At 75.5% G+C, this 16032-nt stretch carries 14 protein-coding genes; 5 read left to right on the forward strand and 9 right to left on the reverse strand.

What is annotated here, in order from left to right; genetic code table 11:
• Positions 1-58 precede the first annotated feature (58 nt).
• Positions 59-2800 carry a cation-translocating P-type ATPase gene (locus BM237_RS10685; RefSeq protein WP_093849338.1) on the forward strand — a complete coding sequence of 914 codons (2742 nt, stop codon included), beginning with the start codon at positions 59-61 and terminating at the stop codon, positions 2798-2800.
• 70 nt (positions 2801-2870) lie between these two features.
• Here BM237_RS10685 and BM237_RS10690 read toward each other — a convergent pair whose 3' ends face one another.
• From BM237_RS10690 to BM237_RS10700, 3 genes are all read right to left on the reverse strand, one after another.
• A complete protein-coding gene (locus BM237_RS10690; RefSeq protein WP_093849497.1) occupies positions 2871-3884 on the reverse strand; it encodes a 2-hydroxyacid dehydrogenase in 1014 nt (337 codons plus the stop codon).
• A 276-nt stretch (positions 3885-4160) separates the two neighbouring features.
• The gene (locus tag BM237_RS10695; RefSeq protein WP_093849339.1) at positions 4161-4898 is read right to left on the reverse strand and encodes a peptidoglycan-binding domain-containing protein; all 738 of its coding nucleotides are present in this window, start codon (positions 4896-4898) and stop codon (positions 4161-4163) included.
• Positions 4898-5197, reverse strand: a complete 300-nt coding sequence (locus BM237_RS10700; RefSeq protein ID WP_093849340.1) for a hypothetical protein — start codon at positions 5195-5197, stop codon at positions 4898-4900. The genes BM237_RS10695 and BM237_RS10700 overlap by 1 nt, the downstream gene beginning before the upstream one ends.
• Before the next feature lie 278 nt (positions 5198-5475).
• Here BM237_RS10700 and BM237_RS10705 point away from each other — a divergent pair, with 278 nt between their 5' ends.
• The 3 genes from BM237_RS10705 to BM237_RS10715 all read left to right on the forward strand — a co-directional run bounded on the left by BM237_RS10705 (position 5476) and on the right by BM237_RS10715 (position 7258).
• Positions 5476-5871, forward strand: coding sequence for a DUF1330 domain-containing protein (locus BM237_RS10705; protein WP_093849341.1), 396 nt, complete (start codon positions 5476-5478; stop codon positions 5869-5871).
• Between the two features lie 78 nt (positions 5872-5949).
• Entirely contained in the window at positions 5950-6867 is a 918-nt protein-coding gene (locus BM237_RS10710; RefSeq protein WP_093849498.1) for a phosphorothioated DNA-binding restriction endonuclease, read from the forward strand.
• A gap of 184 nt (positions 6868-7051) precedes the next feature.
• Entirely contained in the window at positions 7052-7258 is a 207-nt protein-coding gene (locus BM237_RS10715) for a hypothetical protein (RefSeq protein ID WP_093849342.1), read from the forward strand.
• A 111-nt stretch (positions 7259-7369) separates the two neighbouring features.
• Here BM237_RS10715 and BM237_RS10720 read toward each other — a convergent pair whose 3' ends face one another.
• The 6 genes from BM237_RS10720 to BM237_RS10745 form a co-directional block, all read right to left on the reverse strand.
• Positions 7370-7567 carry a DUF2795 domain-containing protein gene (locus tag BM237_RS10720; protein WP_093849343.1) on the reverse strand — a complete coding sequence of 66 codons (198 nt, stop codon included), beginning with the start codon at positions 7565-7567 and terminating at the stop codon, positions 7370-7372.
• A 60-nt stretch (positions 7568-7627) separates the two neighbouring features.
• Positions 7628-9130 (reverse strand): DEAD/DEAH box helicase, encoded by a 1503-nt coding sequence (locus BM237_RS10725; RefSeq protein ID WP_425443677.1) that lies wholly within the window; start codon positions 9128-9130, stop codon positions 7628-7630.
• Between the two features lie 286 nt (positions 9131-9416).
• Complete coding sequence (locus BM237_RS10730; RefSeq protein WP_093656524.1) at positions 9417-9620, reverse strand: cold-shock protein; 204 nt, start codon at positions 9618-9620, stop codon at positions 9417-9419.
• Positions 9621-9904: 284 nt separating this feature from the next.
• Positions 9905-11080 (reverse strand): S1 family peptidase, encoded by a 1176-nt coding sequence (locus BM237_RS10735; RefSeq protein WP_093849344.1) that lies wholly within the window; start codon positions 11078-11080, stop codon positions 9905-9907.
• A 176-nt stretch (positions 11081-11256) separates the two neighbouring features.
• Positions 11257-12702 carry an NADP-dependent phosphogluconate dehydrogenase gene (gndA, locus tag BM237_RS10740; RefSeq protein WP_093849500.1) on the reverse strand — a complete coding sequence of 482 codons (1446 nt, stop codon included), beginning with the start codon at positions 12700-12702 and terminating at the stop codon, positions 11257-11259.
• A gap of 132 nt (positions 12703-12834) precedes the next feature.
• Positions 12835-14571 carry a bifunctional 3'-5' exonuclease/DNA polymerase gene (locus tag BM237_RS10745; RefSeq protein ID WP_093849345.1) on the reverse strand — a complete coding sequence of 579 codons (1737 nt, stop codon included), beginning with the start codon at positions 14569-14571 and terminating at the stop codon, positions 12835-12837.
• Between the two features lie 241 nt (positions 14572-14812).
• On the opposite strand from BM237_RS10745, the gene BM237_RS10750 reads away from it, so the two are divergent.
• Positions 14813-15985: an acyl-CoA dehydrogenase family protein gene (locus BM237_RS10750; RefSeq protein WP_093849346.1), complete on the forward strand. Its 1173-nt coding sequence runs from the start codon at positions 14813-14815 to the stop codon at positions 15983-15985.
• Positions 15986-16032 lie beyond the last annotated feature (47 nt).

Raw genomic sequence — 16032 nt, forward strand, 5'->3', positions numbered from 1 at the left:
GACCGCGCGGGATCCGCACGCGCCGCCGAGCATCCACCGTGACGAACCGGAGCAGACCATGCAGGACCCGCCCGCCCCTCCCGCCGCGCGCCCGGACGGCCTCACCGAGGAGGAGGCCGCCCGGCGGCTGGCGGAGCGCGGCCGCAACGAGGTGGGACAGCCCCCGGGCACGCCGCTGCGGGCGCGGGTGGCCGCACAGCTGCGCGACCCGCTGATCCTGGTCCTGCTCGGCGCGGTGGCGCTGACGCTGCTGACCGGGGACCACGGCGACACGGCCGTCATCGCCCTGGTGATCGTCGTCAACACGGGTGTCGGTGTGGCCCAGGAGGTGCGTGCCGACAACGCGATCGCGGCGCTGACCGCCATGTCCGCGCCCGTGGCCCGGGTGGTGCGCGGCGGCGCCGAACGGGAGGTGCCCTCGGCCGAGGTGGTGCCCGGCGACGTACTCCTGCTCGGCGAGGGCGACATCGTCCCGGCGGACGCGCGGCTGCTGCGCTCCTGGGTGCTGGCGGTGGACGAGTCCGCGCTGACCGGCGAGGCAGTGCCCGTGGACAAGGACGTCCGGGCCGGCGAACCGGAGGCCGGCGCTCTGCGGGCGGGTACCGTCGTCGTACGCGGCCGGGCGGTGGCGACCGTCACCGCCACCGGAGCGGACAGCGCGCTGGGCCGCATCGCCGCCCTGCTGCGTCCGCGCCGCGGCCCCACCCCGCTCCAGCGCCGCCTGGCCGGCCTGGGCCGGGTGCTCGCGGCGGTCACGGTGGCCCTGTGCCTGCTGGTGCTGCTGCTGGGCCTGGCCCGCGGCCAGTCGCTGGAGACGATGGCCGTCACCGCGATCAGCCTGGCCGTGGCCGCCGTCCCCGAGTCGCTGCCCGCCGTCGTCACCCTCGCCCTGGCCCTCGGCGCCCGGCGGATGGCCGCCCGCAACGCGCTGGTGCGGCGGCTGCCCGCGGTGGAGACCCTCGGCTCGGTCACCGTGCTGGCCACCGACAAGACCGGCACCCTCACCGAGGGGCGGATGGTCGTGGAGCGGGTATGGACGCCCCGGGGCACCGTCCGCCTCACCGGCGGCGGGTACGAACCGGCCGGCGAGCTGCTGTCCGACGGCAGTGGCAGTGGCAGTGGCAGCGGCGGCGAGCGCGCGCCCGGGCCGCCCGCCCCCGCGACGGCACAGGCCGTACGGGCCCTGCTGACCGCCGCCGCGCTGTGCAACGACGCCGCGCTACACCCCCCGCACGACGGCGAGGAGCGCTGGAGTGCGCTCGGCGATCCCACCGAGGCGGCGCTGCTGGCCGCGGCCGCCAAGGCCGGCCTGGACCGCGCCGAGATGCTGCGCGAGCACCCCCGGATCGGCGAGGTGCCCTTCGACAGCCTGCGCAAGCACATGACCACAGTCCACCGGGAGCCCTCCGGCGGGCACCTGGTGTGCCTCAAGGGCGCCCCCGAGACGGTTCTGAACGGCTCGCTCCTGGACGAGACGCCCCTGCGGCTGGAGCGCGCCCACCGCGAGGCCGCCGCGCTGTCGGCGGAGGGCTACCGCGTTCTGGCCGTGGCGTCCGGCCCGCTCGACGGGGAACCCGGCCGCCGGGGGCCGGGCCGCTGGGAGGAGGCCGGGCGCGGGCTGCGGCTGCTGGGGCTGGCGGCGCTGAGCGATCCGCCCAAGGAGGCGGCCGGGGCCACCGTCGCCGCCTGCCGCGGGGCGGGCATCACCCCGGTGGTGATCACCGGTGACCATCCGGCCACCGCCCGCGCGGTCGCTGCCCGGCTCGGCATCCTCGACCGGGGCCCGGGCCCGACCGGAACCGACGGGACCGCGCCCACCGAGCCGCCCGAGGTGGTCACCGGCCGCGCGCTGGCCGCCGGGCAGGTCGCCGACCCGTCCACCGTGCGGGTGTTCGCCCGCACCGACCCGCAGCAGAAGGTGGACATCGTCCAGGCCTGGCGGGCGCGCGGCGCGGTCACCGCCATGACCGGCGACGGAGTCAACGACGGCCCGGCGCTGCGGCAGGCCGACATCGGGGTGGCGATGGGGCGGCGGGGCACCGAGGTCGCCCGGCAGGCCGCCGACCTGGTGCTCGCCGACGACGAACTGCGCACGGTGGTCGCGGCGGTGGAGGAGGGCCGACGGGTCTACGACAACATCCGCCGCTTCCTGCTCTACGGCATGGCCGGGGGAGCGGCGGAGATCCTGGTGATGCTGATCGGCCCCTTCCTCGGTCTGACGGTGCCGCTGCGGGCGGGCCAGATCCTGTGGATCAACCTGCTCACCCACGGTCTGACGGGCGTGGCCATGGGAGCCGAACCGGTCTCCGCGAACGCCATGCGCCGCCCGCCGCACCCCTCCGGCCGGCATGTGCTCGGAGACGGGCTGTGGGTGCGGATCCTGCGGCTGGCCGCGCTGGTGACCGCCGTCTGCCTGGCGGCGGCGCTGTGGGCGCGGGAGACCGGCCGGCCGTGGCAGACCGCACTGTTCCTGGCCCTGCTGGCGGCCCAGCTCGGCATCGTGCTGGGGCTGCGGGAACGGCTGCTGACGCGGGAGAACCCCTTCCTGCCGGCGGCGGTGCTGGCCGCCGTGGCGCTGGGCGCGGCCACCGTCACGGTGCCCTTCCTGGAGGAGGTGCTCCGCACCGAACCCCTGGGCCCGTCCGCCCTGGCGGCCGTCGCGGCCGTCGGCGCGGCCGGCTTCGCCGCGGCCCGGTTCGAGAGCCGCTTCACGCACGGCGCCAAGGGAGCCGGGGGAGAGGCGGCCGGCTTTCCCGGCGCCGGCGGCCTCCCCGCGGCCGGCGGGCCGCCGGGGGCCTGAGGCCTGAGGCCTCACGCGCGTACGGCCGTCGCCCCCGCCCGGGGCGACGGCCGTACGCGGCCCGGGCCGGTCAGCTCGGGGCGGAGGTGGCGGGCGGGGGAACGAGGACGTTCTCGCCCGTGCGTCCGGCCAGGTGGTCCTCGACGTTGGCGGCGGTGGCCCGGACGATCTGCTCCACCGCGTCGTGGGTGAAGTACGCCTGGTGGGAGCTGACCAGGACGTTGCGGAAGGTCATCAGCCGGGCGAGGGTGTCGTCGGTCACCACGTCCAGCGAACGGTCGAAGAAGAAGACCCCGGCCTCCTCCTCGTACACGTCCAGCCCCACCCCGTCCAGACGGCCCTCGCGCAGGGTCTCCACCAGGGCGTGGGCGTCCATCAGGCCGCCCCGGCTGGTGTTGATCAGAATCGCGTCGTCCTTCATCCTGCGCAGGGCGTCGCCGTCGACCACGTGGTAGGTGTCGGGCAGCAGCGGCAGGTGGAGGCTGATCAGGTCGGACTCGGTGAACAGCCGGTCGCGGTCGACGTACTCCATGCCCAGGGCCAGGCACTCGGGGTTCTCCGCGACGTCGGAGCCGAGCAGGCGCATGCCGAAGCCCGCGGCGATACGGGCGAAGGCCGCGCCGATCTTCCCGGTGCCCAGGATCCCGGCGGTGCGCCCGTGGAAGTCGCGTCCCATCAGGCCGTTGAGCCGGAAGTCGAAGTCGCGGGTGCGGGTCACCGCGCGGGGCACCCGCCGGTTGACCGCCAGGGCCAGGGCCCAGGCGAACTCGGCCACCGAGTGCGGGGAGTAGTGCGACACGCGCGCCACCGACAGGCCCAGCTTCCGGGCGGCCTCCAGGTCGATGTTGTTGTAGCCGGTGGCGCGCTGGGTGACCAGCCTGGTGCCTCCGTCGGCGAGGGTGGTCAGCACCTCCTCGTCCAGCACGTCGTTGACGCTGCTGCACACCACCGCGCATCCGGCGGCCGTCGCGGCGGTGTCCCGGTCCAGGACCAGGTCCAGGCAGCGCAGACGGTGCCGCCCGTCGAACGCCTTCTCCAGCAGGGGCCGTTCGTCGGCGACGACCCCGTAGGCGACGACGTCCACCGCCTCCTTCGCCCTCCCGGCCGTGCCCTGTGCCGTCCGCTCCACCGTTTCCTCCCTCGTCCCGCGCCGTACCCCGGCGCGCGTGCGCGTGCGCGTGTACGTGCCCGGCCGGCCGTGCGGGGCCGGCCGGGGGCGCGGATTCCGCGCCCCCTGGAACACGCTGCCCGCAACCCTTCCGCGGATGCCTGCCCCCGGCCCAGGGCCGAACGGGCCACCCGGCCCCGCCGGGGGCCCGGAGCGCGCCGGTGTCCGGAGAGGGCCGCGGCCGGCGGGGCGTCAGCCGAAGCACGCCTTCCAGGTCTCCGGGCCGACGACGCCGTCGACCGTCAGGCCGTGCCGTGCCTGGAAGCGCTCGCACACCTCCTTGGACCGCGCGTCGTACCGCCCGCCCGTGCCGGGGGACCAGCCGCGCTCGCGCATCCGCCGCTGCCACAGCCCCACGGCGGGGTGCTCGGTGGCCGGCGGATGGCTGAGGTGGACGCCGGGCCAGGCGGGAGGGCCGGAGGCGGGCTCCAGCGAGCCGTCGCGCACATAGGAGGAGAGCAGGCCCGGGCAGGACGTCGGCAGATGGTCGCCGTGCCGGTTGATCCCGCGGCCCGCGCCGCCGATGTCGCGCAGATTGGCGATCGACCAGCGCAGGGCGTCCAGGAGCTCCTCGGTGACGGGGTCGTAGTCGGAGGAGGAGCCGCCGGTGAGCGCGCACACCGCGTACCAGTCCCGGTTGCCGGAGTCGGTGCCGTTGGCGGCGGTCCGCACCCACGGCCCGCGCCCTTCGTAGACGCGGCCGTGGACGCACACCAGATAGGTGTAGGCGATGTCGGCCCAGCCGTTGCCGTCCATGTGGTGGCTCTGGATGCCGCGCACCTGGCCGGCGCACTCGTCGTGGTCGGAGCGGGCGACGGGCGTGCCGCCGACGTGGTGGACGGTGGTGCCGCCGTCCCCCGGCGTGATGCCGGAGGGCCGGTTGGTGGGGGCGCGGGCGCCCCATTCCGAGCGGGGGACGAAGACGGGCATCAGGCGTCCACCCCCTCCCGGCAGCACTCCACACCGGCGTTGAGTGGCTCGCCGGGGGCGTCGTCGTCGGCGTCCCCGGGGTAGAGGGCGGCCGGGTGGTAGGGGTGGGTGACCGCCGGGAGCCGGTACTCGCCGGCCGCGGCGCCGGCGCCGAAGGCGCCCAGGGGCGGAAGCGCCGCCGCACCGGCCGCGGCCGCCGCCGCGGCGCCGGTCAGGCCCAGGAAACCGCGCCGGGTCGTACGGGGGGACGGGCCGAAGGACGGCCCGGGAGACGGTCTGGGGGACAGTGTGGAGGACAAGGGGATCTCCTGCCGCCGAGGGGTGGGGAGGGGTGGGGGCGGGGACGGGAACCCGTCCGCCTCAGTGCGCACAAGGGCCTACCCTCCGGAGTCCGCCACAGGCTCGCCCGTACCGGTGAACCGCATGACCCCAAGGCGGACCGACCAGACGGTATGCAGCGGGCGGCGGGGCGTCTAAGCTCCTGCCGACCCCGCCGGCAGTGCACCGACACACCCGCACACCCGCACACCGGCACACCCGCACACCGACGCGCCGACACGGCGGCAAGGAGATCCCCATGGCCATCGACCCCACGGGAGCCGACCTCAAGCGCATGCTGGCCGAGGACCCCGGCGGCCCGGTCGTCATGCTCAATCTGCTGCGCTTCGCCCCGGACGGCCGGACCTCGTACGGGCAGTACGCGCGGCACCTGGCGGACCGCTTCCTGGAGCGCTACGGCGCCGAGGTGCTCTACGCCGGCGACGGCGCCACGGCCCTGGTCGCCGAGGACGGACAGGAGTGGGACGCGGTGCTGCTCGTGCGCTACCCCAGCCGGGAGGCGTTCTGCCGTATGGTCGCCGACCCCGAGTACCAGGAGGTCACCGCCCTGCGCACCCGCGCGCTGACCGAGGCCGTGCTCCAGCCGACCGTCCCGTGGACCTCCCGCGGCGGCTCCTCCACCGGAAAGGACTGACGAGCGGCCGGGCCCGTCCACGTGTTCCCCGGCGCGGCCCGGCCCGGACATGGCACCGTGGCCGCCGTGACGAGGCACGTGGCGACGGAGGACGAACTGCTGTCCGCGCTGGCGGGATTGAGGCGGGCGACCGTCGCAGGACGGCGCGCACCGCACAAACCGCTCCTGCTGCTGTGGCTGCTGGGCCGCTTCGCGGCCACCGGCAGCACGGCGGTGGCCTACGACGAGGCCGAGGAGCCGGTCGGCCGCATGATCGACGACTACGGCCCTCCGGCCCGGTCCACCGACCGCGTCGCGATGCCCTTCGTGCACCTGGAACGCACCCTGTGGGATCCGCGGGACGCCGACGGCCGCCCCATACCCGCCTCGGCCCACGAGCGCGGCTCCTGGCTACGCGCCCGGGGCGCGACCGGACGGCTGCACGCGACCGTCGAGCGACTCCTGGCCGACCCCGGCACCCTGGCCTCCGCCGCCCGGCTCCTGCTGGACCTCCACTTCACCCCGGCCCTCGGACCCGCCATCCGCGCCGACGCCGGGCTGGATCTGACGGCCGTGGAGGAGACCGCCCTCACCCTCGGGGCGCGAAGGCGCCGCCCGCGCCGACCGGAGTTCACCCGGCAGGTGCTGCACGCGTACGCCCGTGCCTGCGCGATGTGCGGCTACGACGGGGCGCTGGGCCGCCACCCGGCCGGGCTGGAGGCCGCCCATGTGCGCTGGCACAGCCAGGACGGCCCGGACGAGCCGTCCAACGGCCTGGCGCTGTGCGCCCTGCACCACGCGCTGTTCGACCTGGGGGCGCTCGGTCTCACCTCGGACCTGCGTATCCGCGTCTCCCCCCGCTACACCGCCCGCGGCCCGGCGGGCCGCGCCGTCGAGGCGCTCGACGGCGCCCCGCTGGCCAGGCCCCGCCCCGGACGGCCGACGGTCGACCCCGTCTTCGTGAAGTGGCACGACCGCCAGGTCTTCAAGCACGACGGCCGCGCGGCCACCGCCTGAACCACCACCTGAACCACCGCGGACACCGGCGGGTACGAGCCGGCGCGGAGACGGCGGACGGGGGAGCGGACGGGGGGAAGCGGGCGCGCATGCGGAGCCCCTGAACGGGTACGGCGTCCTCCTGCACAGGAGAACGACGGCGGTCGCGGACGACCGCGCACGCCACGGAGCCGAGGAGGCCGTCATGACCACCCCCGAGGAGAACCGGCCGAAGACCGAGAAGACCGATCAGGTCGTCTTCGACGAGCAGGGCCAGGAGTCCGCCCGCCGGGCCGAGGAGGCGAACAAGGACCGCGGGAACGTCGGACGGCAGCTCGAGGACGCCATGAACGAGGCCGGTATGGACCGCGAGGACCTCACCGGCGAGAAGGGCGAGGGCGGGCGGAGCTAGCCGCGGAGCCGGCCGTACCACTGCCCGGCCGCCCCGCAGGCGGCACCGCACACGCCCTGGGGGCGCGACCGCTCGGCGGTCGCGCCCCCAGGGATGCCGTACGGGCGGGGCTCAGCCCTTGCCGAAGACCGCCTTGCTCACATCGTCCGGCCCGTCGAAACGGTCCTTCTTCAGCGACGAGAGCTCCTCGACGACCTCCTTCTCGGTGCCCTTCTCCTCGGCGTTCCGCACCAGGGACTCGCGGTCGGCGGGGTAGTCCACGCCGCCCAGGGCCTTCTGCAGCTCGATCGGGTTGCTGGTCTTCGCCATCGGATCCTCCTGCACGGGGCTGTACGGGTCCCACCGGGTGCCCCGGCGACCGGGAGCGGGTCAGGAGGAGGCGCTGCTCGCCGCACCCGGCGCACGCCGCCCCCGCGCCGGGCGCCCCCGGCGCCCGCGGGAGGCGCCGCCCCGGCCGGTTGCGCCGCTCCTGCCGGAAGAACCACCCCGGGGCCGCTGGGCCCGCTGGGGCCGCTCGGCGGGCGGCGCGGCGAGGACCACGGGGACGCCGGAGGGCTCCTTCGCCCCGGTGATCCGGACGAGTTCCTCACCGGTGGAGCGCACCGGGGTGACCCGGGGCGACACACCGGCGGCGGCCACCATCCGGTCGACCTCGCGGCGCTGCTCGGGGGTGACCAGGGTCACGACGCTGCCGGACTCGCCGGCCCGTGCGGTACGGCCGCCGCGGTGCAGGTAGTCCTTGTGGTCGGCGGGCGGGTCCACGTTGACGACCAGATCGAGGTTGTCGACGTGGATGCCGCGGGCGGCGACGTTGGTCGCCACCAGGACCGTGGCCTGCCCGTCCTTGAACTGCTCCAGTGTGCGGTTGCGCTGGTTCTGCGACTTGCCCCCGTGCAGCGCGCCGGCCCGCACGCCGCTGGCCAGCAGCCTTTTGACCAGCCGGTCCACGGCGCGCTTGGTGTGCACGAACATGATCACGCGCCCGTCGCGGGCGGCGATGCGCGTGGCGACGGCGTTCTTGTCGTCGGTGCTCACCCGCAGGATGTGGTGCTCCATCGTGGTGACGGCGCCCGCCGGGGGGTCCACGGAGTGGACCACCGGGTCGGACAGGAAGCGCCGCACCAGCCGGTCCACGTCGCGGTCCAGGGTGGCGGAGAACAGCATCCGCTGGCCGTCCGGGCGCACCTGGTCCAGCAGAGCGGTGACCTGAGGCAGGAAGCCCATGTCGGCCATCTGGTCGGCCTCGTCCAGCACGGTGGTGCGCACCTGGTCCAGCCGGCAGTCGCCGCGCTCGACCAGGTCCCTCAGCCGCCCGGGGGTGGCGACGACCACCTCGGCGCCGTTCCTGAGCGCGGCGGCCTGGCGGCCGATGGACAGACCGCCCACGACCGTGGCCGTCCGCAGCCGTACGGCCTTCGCGTACGGGGTGAGGGCGTCGGTGACCTGCTGGGCCAGCTCCCGGGTGGGCACGAGCACCAGGGCCAGCGGGCTGCGCGGCTCGGCGCGGTGTCCGGCGGTGCGGGCGAGCAGGGCCAGCCCGAAGGCGAGGGTCTTGCCCGAACCGGTCTGCCCGCGGCCCAGGACGTCGCGGCCGCCGAGCGAGTCGGGCAGGGTGGCCGCCTGGATCGGGAACGGGGCGGTGACGCCCTCGCGCCCCAGGGCCTCCAGCAGCGAGGCGGGCATGTCCAGCTCGGCGAACGAGGCGGCCGGGGGCAGCCCGGGGGTGCCGGCCGGCGCCATGGGCTCGTCCCGGCGCGGGGCGCTCCTGCGGCCGGGGGCCGTCTTCTGGGCGGGAATCCGCGCGCCGGCCTGGGAGCGGGAGGGACGGCGGCGGGCCGGGCGGGCGGAACGGGTTCCGGAATTCTGGTTCACGCGGGGTGGGACCTTCCTCGGAGCGGCGCGTGCCGGGGAGGCTCCGCGGCGCTTGAACGGGCGGAGAGTCGCGGGAACGAGCCGGTGAAAGAGCGGATCGCGCTGCTGCGCGGAGAGAGCCGGCCGGGCGGGCCGGAGAGGAGCGTACGGCTGGGGGCGCACGGCGGTGCGGCGAAGTGGCGGTGCGGCCGCGGGCCGGAACGCGGCACGAGCCGGGGCCCGCACCCTGTGGTGCGGGCCCCGGCTTTCATGGTGCTGCGCGTCGCGTTCGCCGAACGCGGCGAGATCAGGCGGGGAGGATGTTCTCCGCCTGCGGGCCCTTCTGGCCCTGAGTGACGTCGAAGGTGACCTTCTGGCCCTCGTGGAGCTCGCGGAAGCCCTGGGTGGCGATGTTCGAGTAGTGCGCGAAGACGTCGGCGCCGCCGCCGTCCTGCTGGATGAAACCGAAACCCTTTTCCGCGTTGAACCACTTCACGGTGCCAGTAGCCATACTTTTTCTCCTCCAGATAGGGGCAGAGCAGGAGATCCGCACTGTGCGGATCTCCGTGTCGCCGCAATGAGACCCCGCCGGAAGAGCCGGAAAAACAAAGGCGCCTGAAGGTCACAAACCGTCAGGCGCGCACAAAGTTCATGGGTACCAAAACTGCAACGGGTCCAACGTAACACAGATCCGCCCCCGGCGGGCGGGAGGACGGCCGGAGGCCGCCCGGCGTCCGGCCGGGCGGCCTCCACTCCGCGCACTCCCGGGCGCGGTGCACAGGGGGTATGGGGTTGTCAGGCGGTGTGCAGCGTCAGGCCGTACACCGACAGGATCTCGTTGACCGGCTGGAACCACGTCTCGCCGCCGCCGGAGCAGTTGCCCCAGCCGCCCGATGTGACGCCCTGGGCCTGGTCGCCGCTGACGAACGAGCCGCCGGAGTCGCCGGGCTCGGCGCAGACGCTGGTCTTGGTCATCTGGTGGACGGCGCCCTGGCTGTAGTTGACCGTCTCGTTCTTCGCCAGCACCTGGCCGCAGTGCCAGCGGGTCGTGGAGCCGGAGCGGCAGATCGAGGCGCCGACCGGGGCCTCGGCCGAACCGCGCACCAGGACGTCGGGCACCGTCCCCCAGCCCAGTACCACCGGAACGGTCCACCAGCCGTGGCCGGTCCGCACGAAGGCGTAGTCGTTGCCCGGGAAGGAAGACCCCTGGAAGGTGCCCATCTGGGAGCCGTCCCAGCCGCGCACCGAGGCCCCGGCCGACCCGCAGTGCCCGGCGGTGACGAAGCCGCCGTGCACGGAGAAGCCGATGGAGCAGCGGGCGTTGCCGGTGTAGTACGGGTCGCCGCCGACGACGCCGGCGGCGAGGGTGCGCGGCGCCCCGCCGGCGGTCTCGCGCACCGTCACCGGACCGGCCTTCCGCGCGTCGGCCAGGAAGTCCCGCACCGCGGCGTCGCGTTCGGCCCCCTTCACGAGGTCGACCACCACGGTGTTGGCGCGGGGGTCGACATGCCAGCCGCTCACCGCATCCGGGGCCGCCTTCCGCTCCGCCCGGGCGTCGATCCGCTCCTTGGCGGCGTCCAGTTCCTTCGCGCTGTGCTCGACCACCCGTGCCTCGGCGCCGGCGGCCCGTACGGCGTCGGCTCTGCCGGGGGCGGTCACGCCGACGACCAGCTCGCCGGAGCGGGCGTCGAACCAGGAGCCGGCGAAGTCGGCGCCCGCGGCCCGCTCGGCTCCGGGGGCCGCCTCCATGGCCGCCGCCTCCTGCCGCAGCCGCTTCCGGGCCTGACGCTCGGTCAGCTTGAGGTCGCGCTCCATGGCGTCCACCAGTCCCTGCGCGGGTGCGCCGGCGCGGGGTTCGGCCGGGGCGGGGGAGGCGGGTGAGGCGGAGGCGAGCCCGCTCTCCGTGGCTGTCAGGGCGCCCAGCGCGAGCAGCGCGGACAGGCCCGCGCGCACACCGATCCTGCGTCGCATGACGGTTGTTCTCCTTCTGTCGGCTCTACCTGGTGAGGTCGAGGTGGGGTCGGACAGCGGAGACATGAGAGCGCTCTCAGGTCTGGTCCGGGAGAGCGTAGAAGGGATCTGGGGGTCATGTCCATACCAATGCCTGCGGCGGGCCGTCGGGCCCTCTGACCGCCCGGCCGCCGGGGTCAGCCGTCGGTGCGGACCTCGGAGCGGTCCTGGCCCCACAGGGTGTGGTAGACGCCGGGCCGGTCGGTGCGCCGGTAGGCGTGGGCGCCGAAGTAGTCGCGCTGCGCCTGGGTGAGAGCGGCTGGCAGCCGGTCGGCTCGCAGGGCGTCGTACGAGGCCAGCGCCGCCGACAGGCCCGGCACGGGGACGCCGTACCGGACGGCGGTGGCCACCACCGCCCGCCACGCCTCCTGCGCGGCGCCGGTCTCCCCGGCGAACTCCGCGTCGGCCAGCAGCGTGGGCAGTGCCGGGTCCGCGTCGTACGCGGCCCGCACCCGGTCCAGGAAGGCGGCCCGGATGATGCAGCCGCCGCGCCAGACGGCGGCCACGGTCCCCAGGTCGATGTTCCAGCCGTACTCCTCGCTCGCCGCCCGCATCATGTTCCAGCCCTGGGCGTAGGAGGTGATCTTCGAGGCGTACAGGGCCTGTTCGACCTGGTCGGCGAAGTGCGCGGCGTCCCGCTCGCCGAGCGGGGGCCGGTGCGGGCCCGGCAGGCCGGTGGCGGCCTCGCGCAGACCGGTGTGCCCGGACAGGGAGCGGGCGAAGACCGCCTCGGCGATGCCGGAGACCGGCACGCCCAGGTCCAGGGCGGTCTGCACCGTCCAGCGGCCGGTGCCCTTCTGCTCGGCGGCGTCGGCGACGGCGTCGACGAAGGGCCGCCCGGTGGCCGCGTCGGTGTGGGCCAGCACCTCGGCGGTGATCCCGACGAGGTAGGAGTCCAGACGCCCGGTGTTCCAGGTGCGGAAGACCTCGGCGGCCCGGGCCGGGGCGTACCCGGCGACGGCGCGCAGCATGTCGTACGCCTCGGCGATGAGCTGCATGTCGGCGTACTCGATGCCGTTGTGCACCATCTTCACGAAGTGCCCGGCGCCGTCGGGCCCGATGTGCGCGGTACAGGGCGCGCCGTCGTGAGCCTTCGCGGCGATGTCCTCCAGCAGTGGGCCGAGCGCGGCGTACGCCTCGTCCGAGCCGCCGGGCATGATGCTCGGCCCGTGCAGGGCGCCCTCCTCGCCGCCGGAGACGCCCGCGCCGACGAAGTGGACGCCGCGCTCGCGCAGCGCCTCCTCGCGGCGGCGGGTGTCGGAGAAGTGGGCGTTGCCGCCGTCGACGACGATGTCGCCCGGCTCCAGCAGCGGCGCGAACTCCCCGACGACGGCGTCGGTCGCCTCGCCCGCCTTGACCATCACGACCAGGCGGCGCGGCCGCTCCAGCGCGGCGACGAACTCCCGCGGCGTCCCGGCGGGCACGAAGTCGCCCTCCTTGCCGAACTCCTCCACCAGCGCCTTCGTCCGGGCGCCCGTGCGGTTGTGCACGGCGACGGTGTGGCCGTGGCGGGCGAGGTTGCGGGCCAGGTTGCGGCCCATGACGGCGAGTCCGGTGACGCCGATCTGTGCGGTGCCGCTCATCGCGTCGCTCATGGCGTGCCTCCTGGGAACGCGGGGAACACGGGAAACGCGGTACAAGGCCCGGCGGGGCCGGGAAGGCCCGCGAGGGTGCGGTGTACCCGGGTACACCACTGTGATCCCCCGAGCCCCCGCTCACTTGGCGTCCGCGTAGCACTCCACCACGGCCGTGGTGAACGGGAAGCGCACCGGGGTCTCGCCGAAGGCCGCGCGCCCGGCCCGCTCGCCCGCCGCGCGGACGGCCTCCACCACCGCCTCCGCCTCCTGCGCCGGGCAGTGCACGATCACCTCGTCGTGCTGGAAGAACACCAGCTCGGCGCGCGTCCCGGCCAGTGACTGCCGCAGGGAGGCCAGCACCAGCAGCATCCAGTCGGCCCCGCTGCCCTGCACCACGAAATTGCGGGTGAACCGGCCGCGGGCCCGGGCCGCGCCGCCACCGGACGGGCCCTGCGCGTCCGTCTCGGGCGGACCGGCCCCGCCGTCCCCGAAATCCTCCTCCCGGGCGGCCGCGGGCGGGCAGGTGCGCCCCAGCCAGGTGCGCACCAGCCGGCCCTCCTCGCCGGCGCGTGCCGCCTCGTCCACGTACGCCACCGCCGCCGGGTAGCGGCGCCGCAGGTCCGCCAGGTGCCGCAGGCCGTCCCCCGACGTCTGCCCGTACACCGCGCCCAGCAGCGCCAGCTTGGCCCGGTCCCGGTCACCGCCGAACGCCCGGTCCGACAGCACCGAGTACATGTCCCGGCCGCTTCCGGCCACCTCCATCAGACCCCGGTCGCGGGAGACGGCGGCCAGCACCCTGGGCTCCATCTGGTCGGCGTCGGCGACCACCAGCCGCCACCCCTCGTCGGCCACCACCGCGCGCCGCACCACCTTGGGGATCTGCAGCGCGCCCCCGCCGTTGCTCGTCCAGCGGCCCGTGACCGAGCCGCCGGGCACGTACTCGGGGCGGAAGCGGCCGTCGCGCACCCAGGTGCGCAGCCAGGACCGGCCGTGCGCGGTGTGCAGCCGGTACAGCGTCTTGTGGCGCAGCAGCGGGGCGACGGCCGGGTGGTCGATCTTCCGCAGCTCCCACGCCCGCGTCGAGGACAGCCGGATCCCGTCCCGCGCGAACGCCCTGACCACGTCCGCCGGCAGATCCGGCCGCACCCGCGCCCCCGGCCCGAAGGCGCGCGAGACCTCCTCGGCCAGCTGGGCCAGCCGGGTGGGCTCGCCGCCCGGATAGCTCTCACCCAGCAGTTCCCGCAGCAGCTCCCGGTGGACGTCCGCCCGCCAGGGCACCCCCGCCCGGTTCATCTCCGCCGCCACCAGCGTCCCCGCCGACTCCGCCGCCAGCAGCAGCCGCATCCGCTCCGGGTGCCCGGCCGCCTCCACCCTCCGCAACTGGCCGGCGTACACCTCCAGCAGGGCCTCGAGCGGGTCCGTGCCCGGCGGCAGCGGCACCGGGCCCGGCGCGAACAGCGAGGGCTGCCGGTCGGCCGCGCGCAGCGGCGGATCCTCCGGCACCGGCGCCCGGCGCAGCCGCGCCCAGGCCGCCGACAGCGAACGCGGCTCGCCCCACCGGCCCTCGCGGCCCAGCAGCAGCGCCTCGCACGCCTCCGTGTCATGGCACCGCTCCACCCGCACCCCGGCCTCCAGCAGCCGCGGGTACACCTGCGCCGTCGACCGCCACACCCACCGGGTGACCGAGCCGGAGGCGGTGCGCTCCGCCACGGCCCGCGCCACGTCCGGCTCGGCCGCAACCGGACCCGCCGCGCGCCCCCGCCCGTCCAGCGGGCACAGCAGGGCCGTGCCCTCGGCGGTCACCGCCACCGCCCAGCGCACCGCGCCCTCCCGTTTCCGTCCGTCCCCTCGCCCGGGGCCCTGGCCGTCCCGCATACGGTGGAGTGTGGCAGCGGGGACCGACAACCGGCGGTGACCTCCGCCGCGATCTCCGCAGCGATCCTCGCCCCGCGGTGACGCAGGGCCGCCGATCGGGCATACTCCAATCGCCACAGCCGCTGGTCAGCCGCTCTCGCGACCCGAGGGGCGACATCGGCCGGTATCACCACTCACCGGTGGCGGCGCCCCACCCCGAGCGCCCGCCGCCGCAGCCCCCGACAGGGAGGAGAGCGCCGCGATGACCGAGTACGGCCCCCAGCCGGTGGAACGCCGGATGCCCACCGAGGAGGCCCGTGACCTCCTCACCCTGGTGCGTGAACTCGCCCAGCGCGAGATCCGTCCGGTCGCGGCCGAGGAGGAGGAGAGCGGCCGCTTCCCCCGCGAGACCTTCACCCTGCTGTCGGAGTCCGGCCTGCTCTCACTGCCCTACGGCGAGGAGTTCGGCGGCGGCGAGCAGCCCTACGAGGTGTACCTGCAGATCCTGGAGGAGCTGGCCGCGGCCCGGCTCACCGTGGGCCTGGGCGTCAGCGTCCACACCCTCGCCTGCCACGCGCTCGCCCACTACGGCTCCAAGGAGCAGTGCGCCGAACACCTTCCGGGGATGTTCGCCGGCGGACTGCTGGGCGCGTACTGCCTGTCCGAGCCCTCCTCCGGCTCCGACGCCGCCGCGATGCGCACCCGTGCCGTCCGTGACGGCGACGACTGGGTGCTCGACGGCACCAAGGCGTGGATCACCCACGGCGGCATCGCCGACTTCTACACCGTCATGGCCCGCACCGGGAAGGAGGGACCGCGCGGCATCACCGCCTTCCTCGTCCCCGGCGACGCCGAAGGACTCAGCGCCGCCGCCCCCGAGCGCAAGATGGGGATGGGCGGGTCGCCCACGGCCCAGGTCCACTTCGACGGGGTCCGCGTCCCCGACAGCCGCCGGATCGGCGAGGAGGGGCAGGGCTTCGCCATCGCCCTGGACGCCCTCAACTCCGGCCGGCTCGGCATCGCCGCCTGCGCGATCGGGGTCGCCCAGGCCGCCCTCGACGAGGCACTGGCCCACACCGCCGGGCGCGAGCAGTTCGGCCGCCCCGTCTCCGACTTCCAGGGCGTGCGGTTCATGCTGGCCGACATGGCCACCCAGATCGAGGCCGGACGCGCCCTGTACCTGGCCGCCGCCCGTCTGCGCGACGCCGGGGAGCCCTTCGCCCGGCAGGCGGCGATGGCCAAGCTGTTCTGCACGGACACGGCCATGAAGGTCACCACCGACGCCGTCCAGCTCCTGGGCGGCTACGGCTACACCCGCGACTACCCGGCCGAGCGCCTGATGCGGGAGGCCAAGGTGCTGCAGATCGTCGAGGGCACCAACCAGATCCAGCGGGTGGTCATCGCCCGCCACCTGACCGGTCCCGAGAGCCGCTGAGCGCGACGGCGGTCCGCGCCGCCGGACGGGCCCCGGGCGCGGGCCGC

The organism is Streptomyces mangrovi (assembly GCF_900114215.1).
Classification (GTDB): Bacteria; Actinomycetota; Actinomycetes; order Streptomycetales; family Streptomycetaceae; genus Streptomyces; species Streptomyces barkulensis.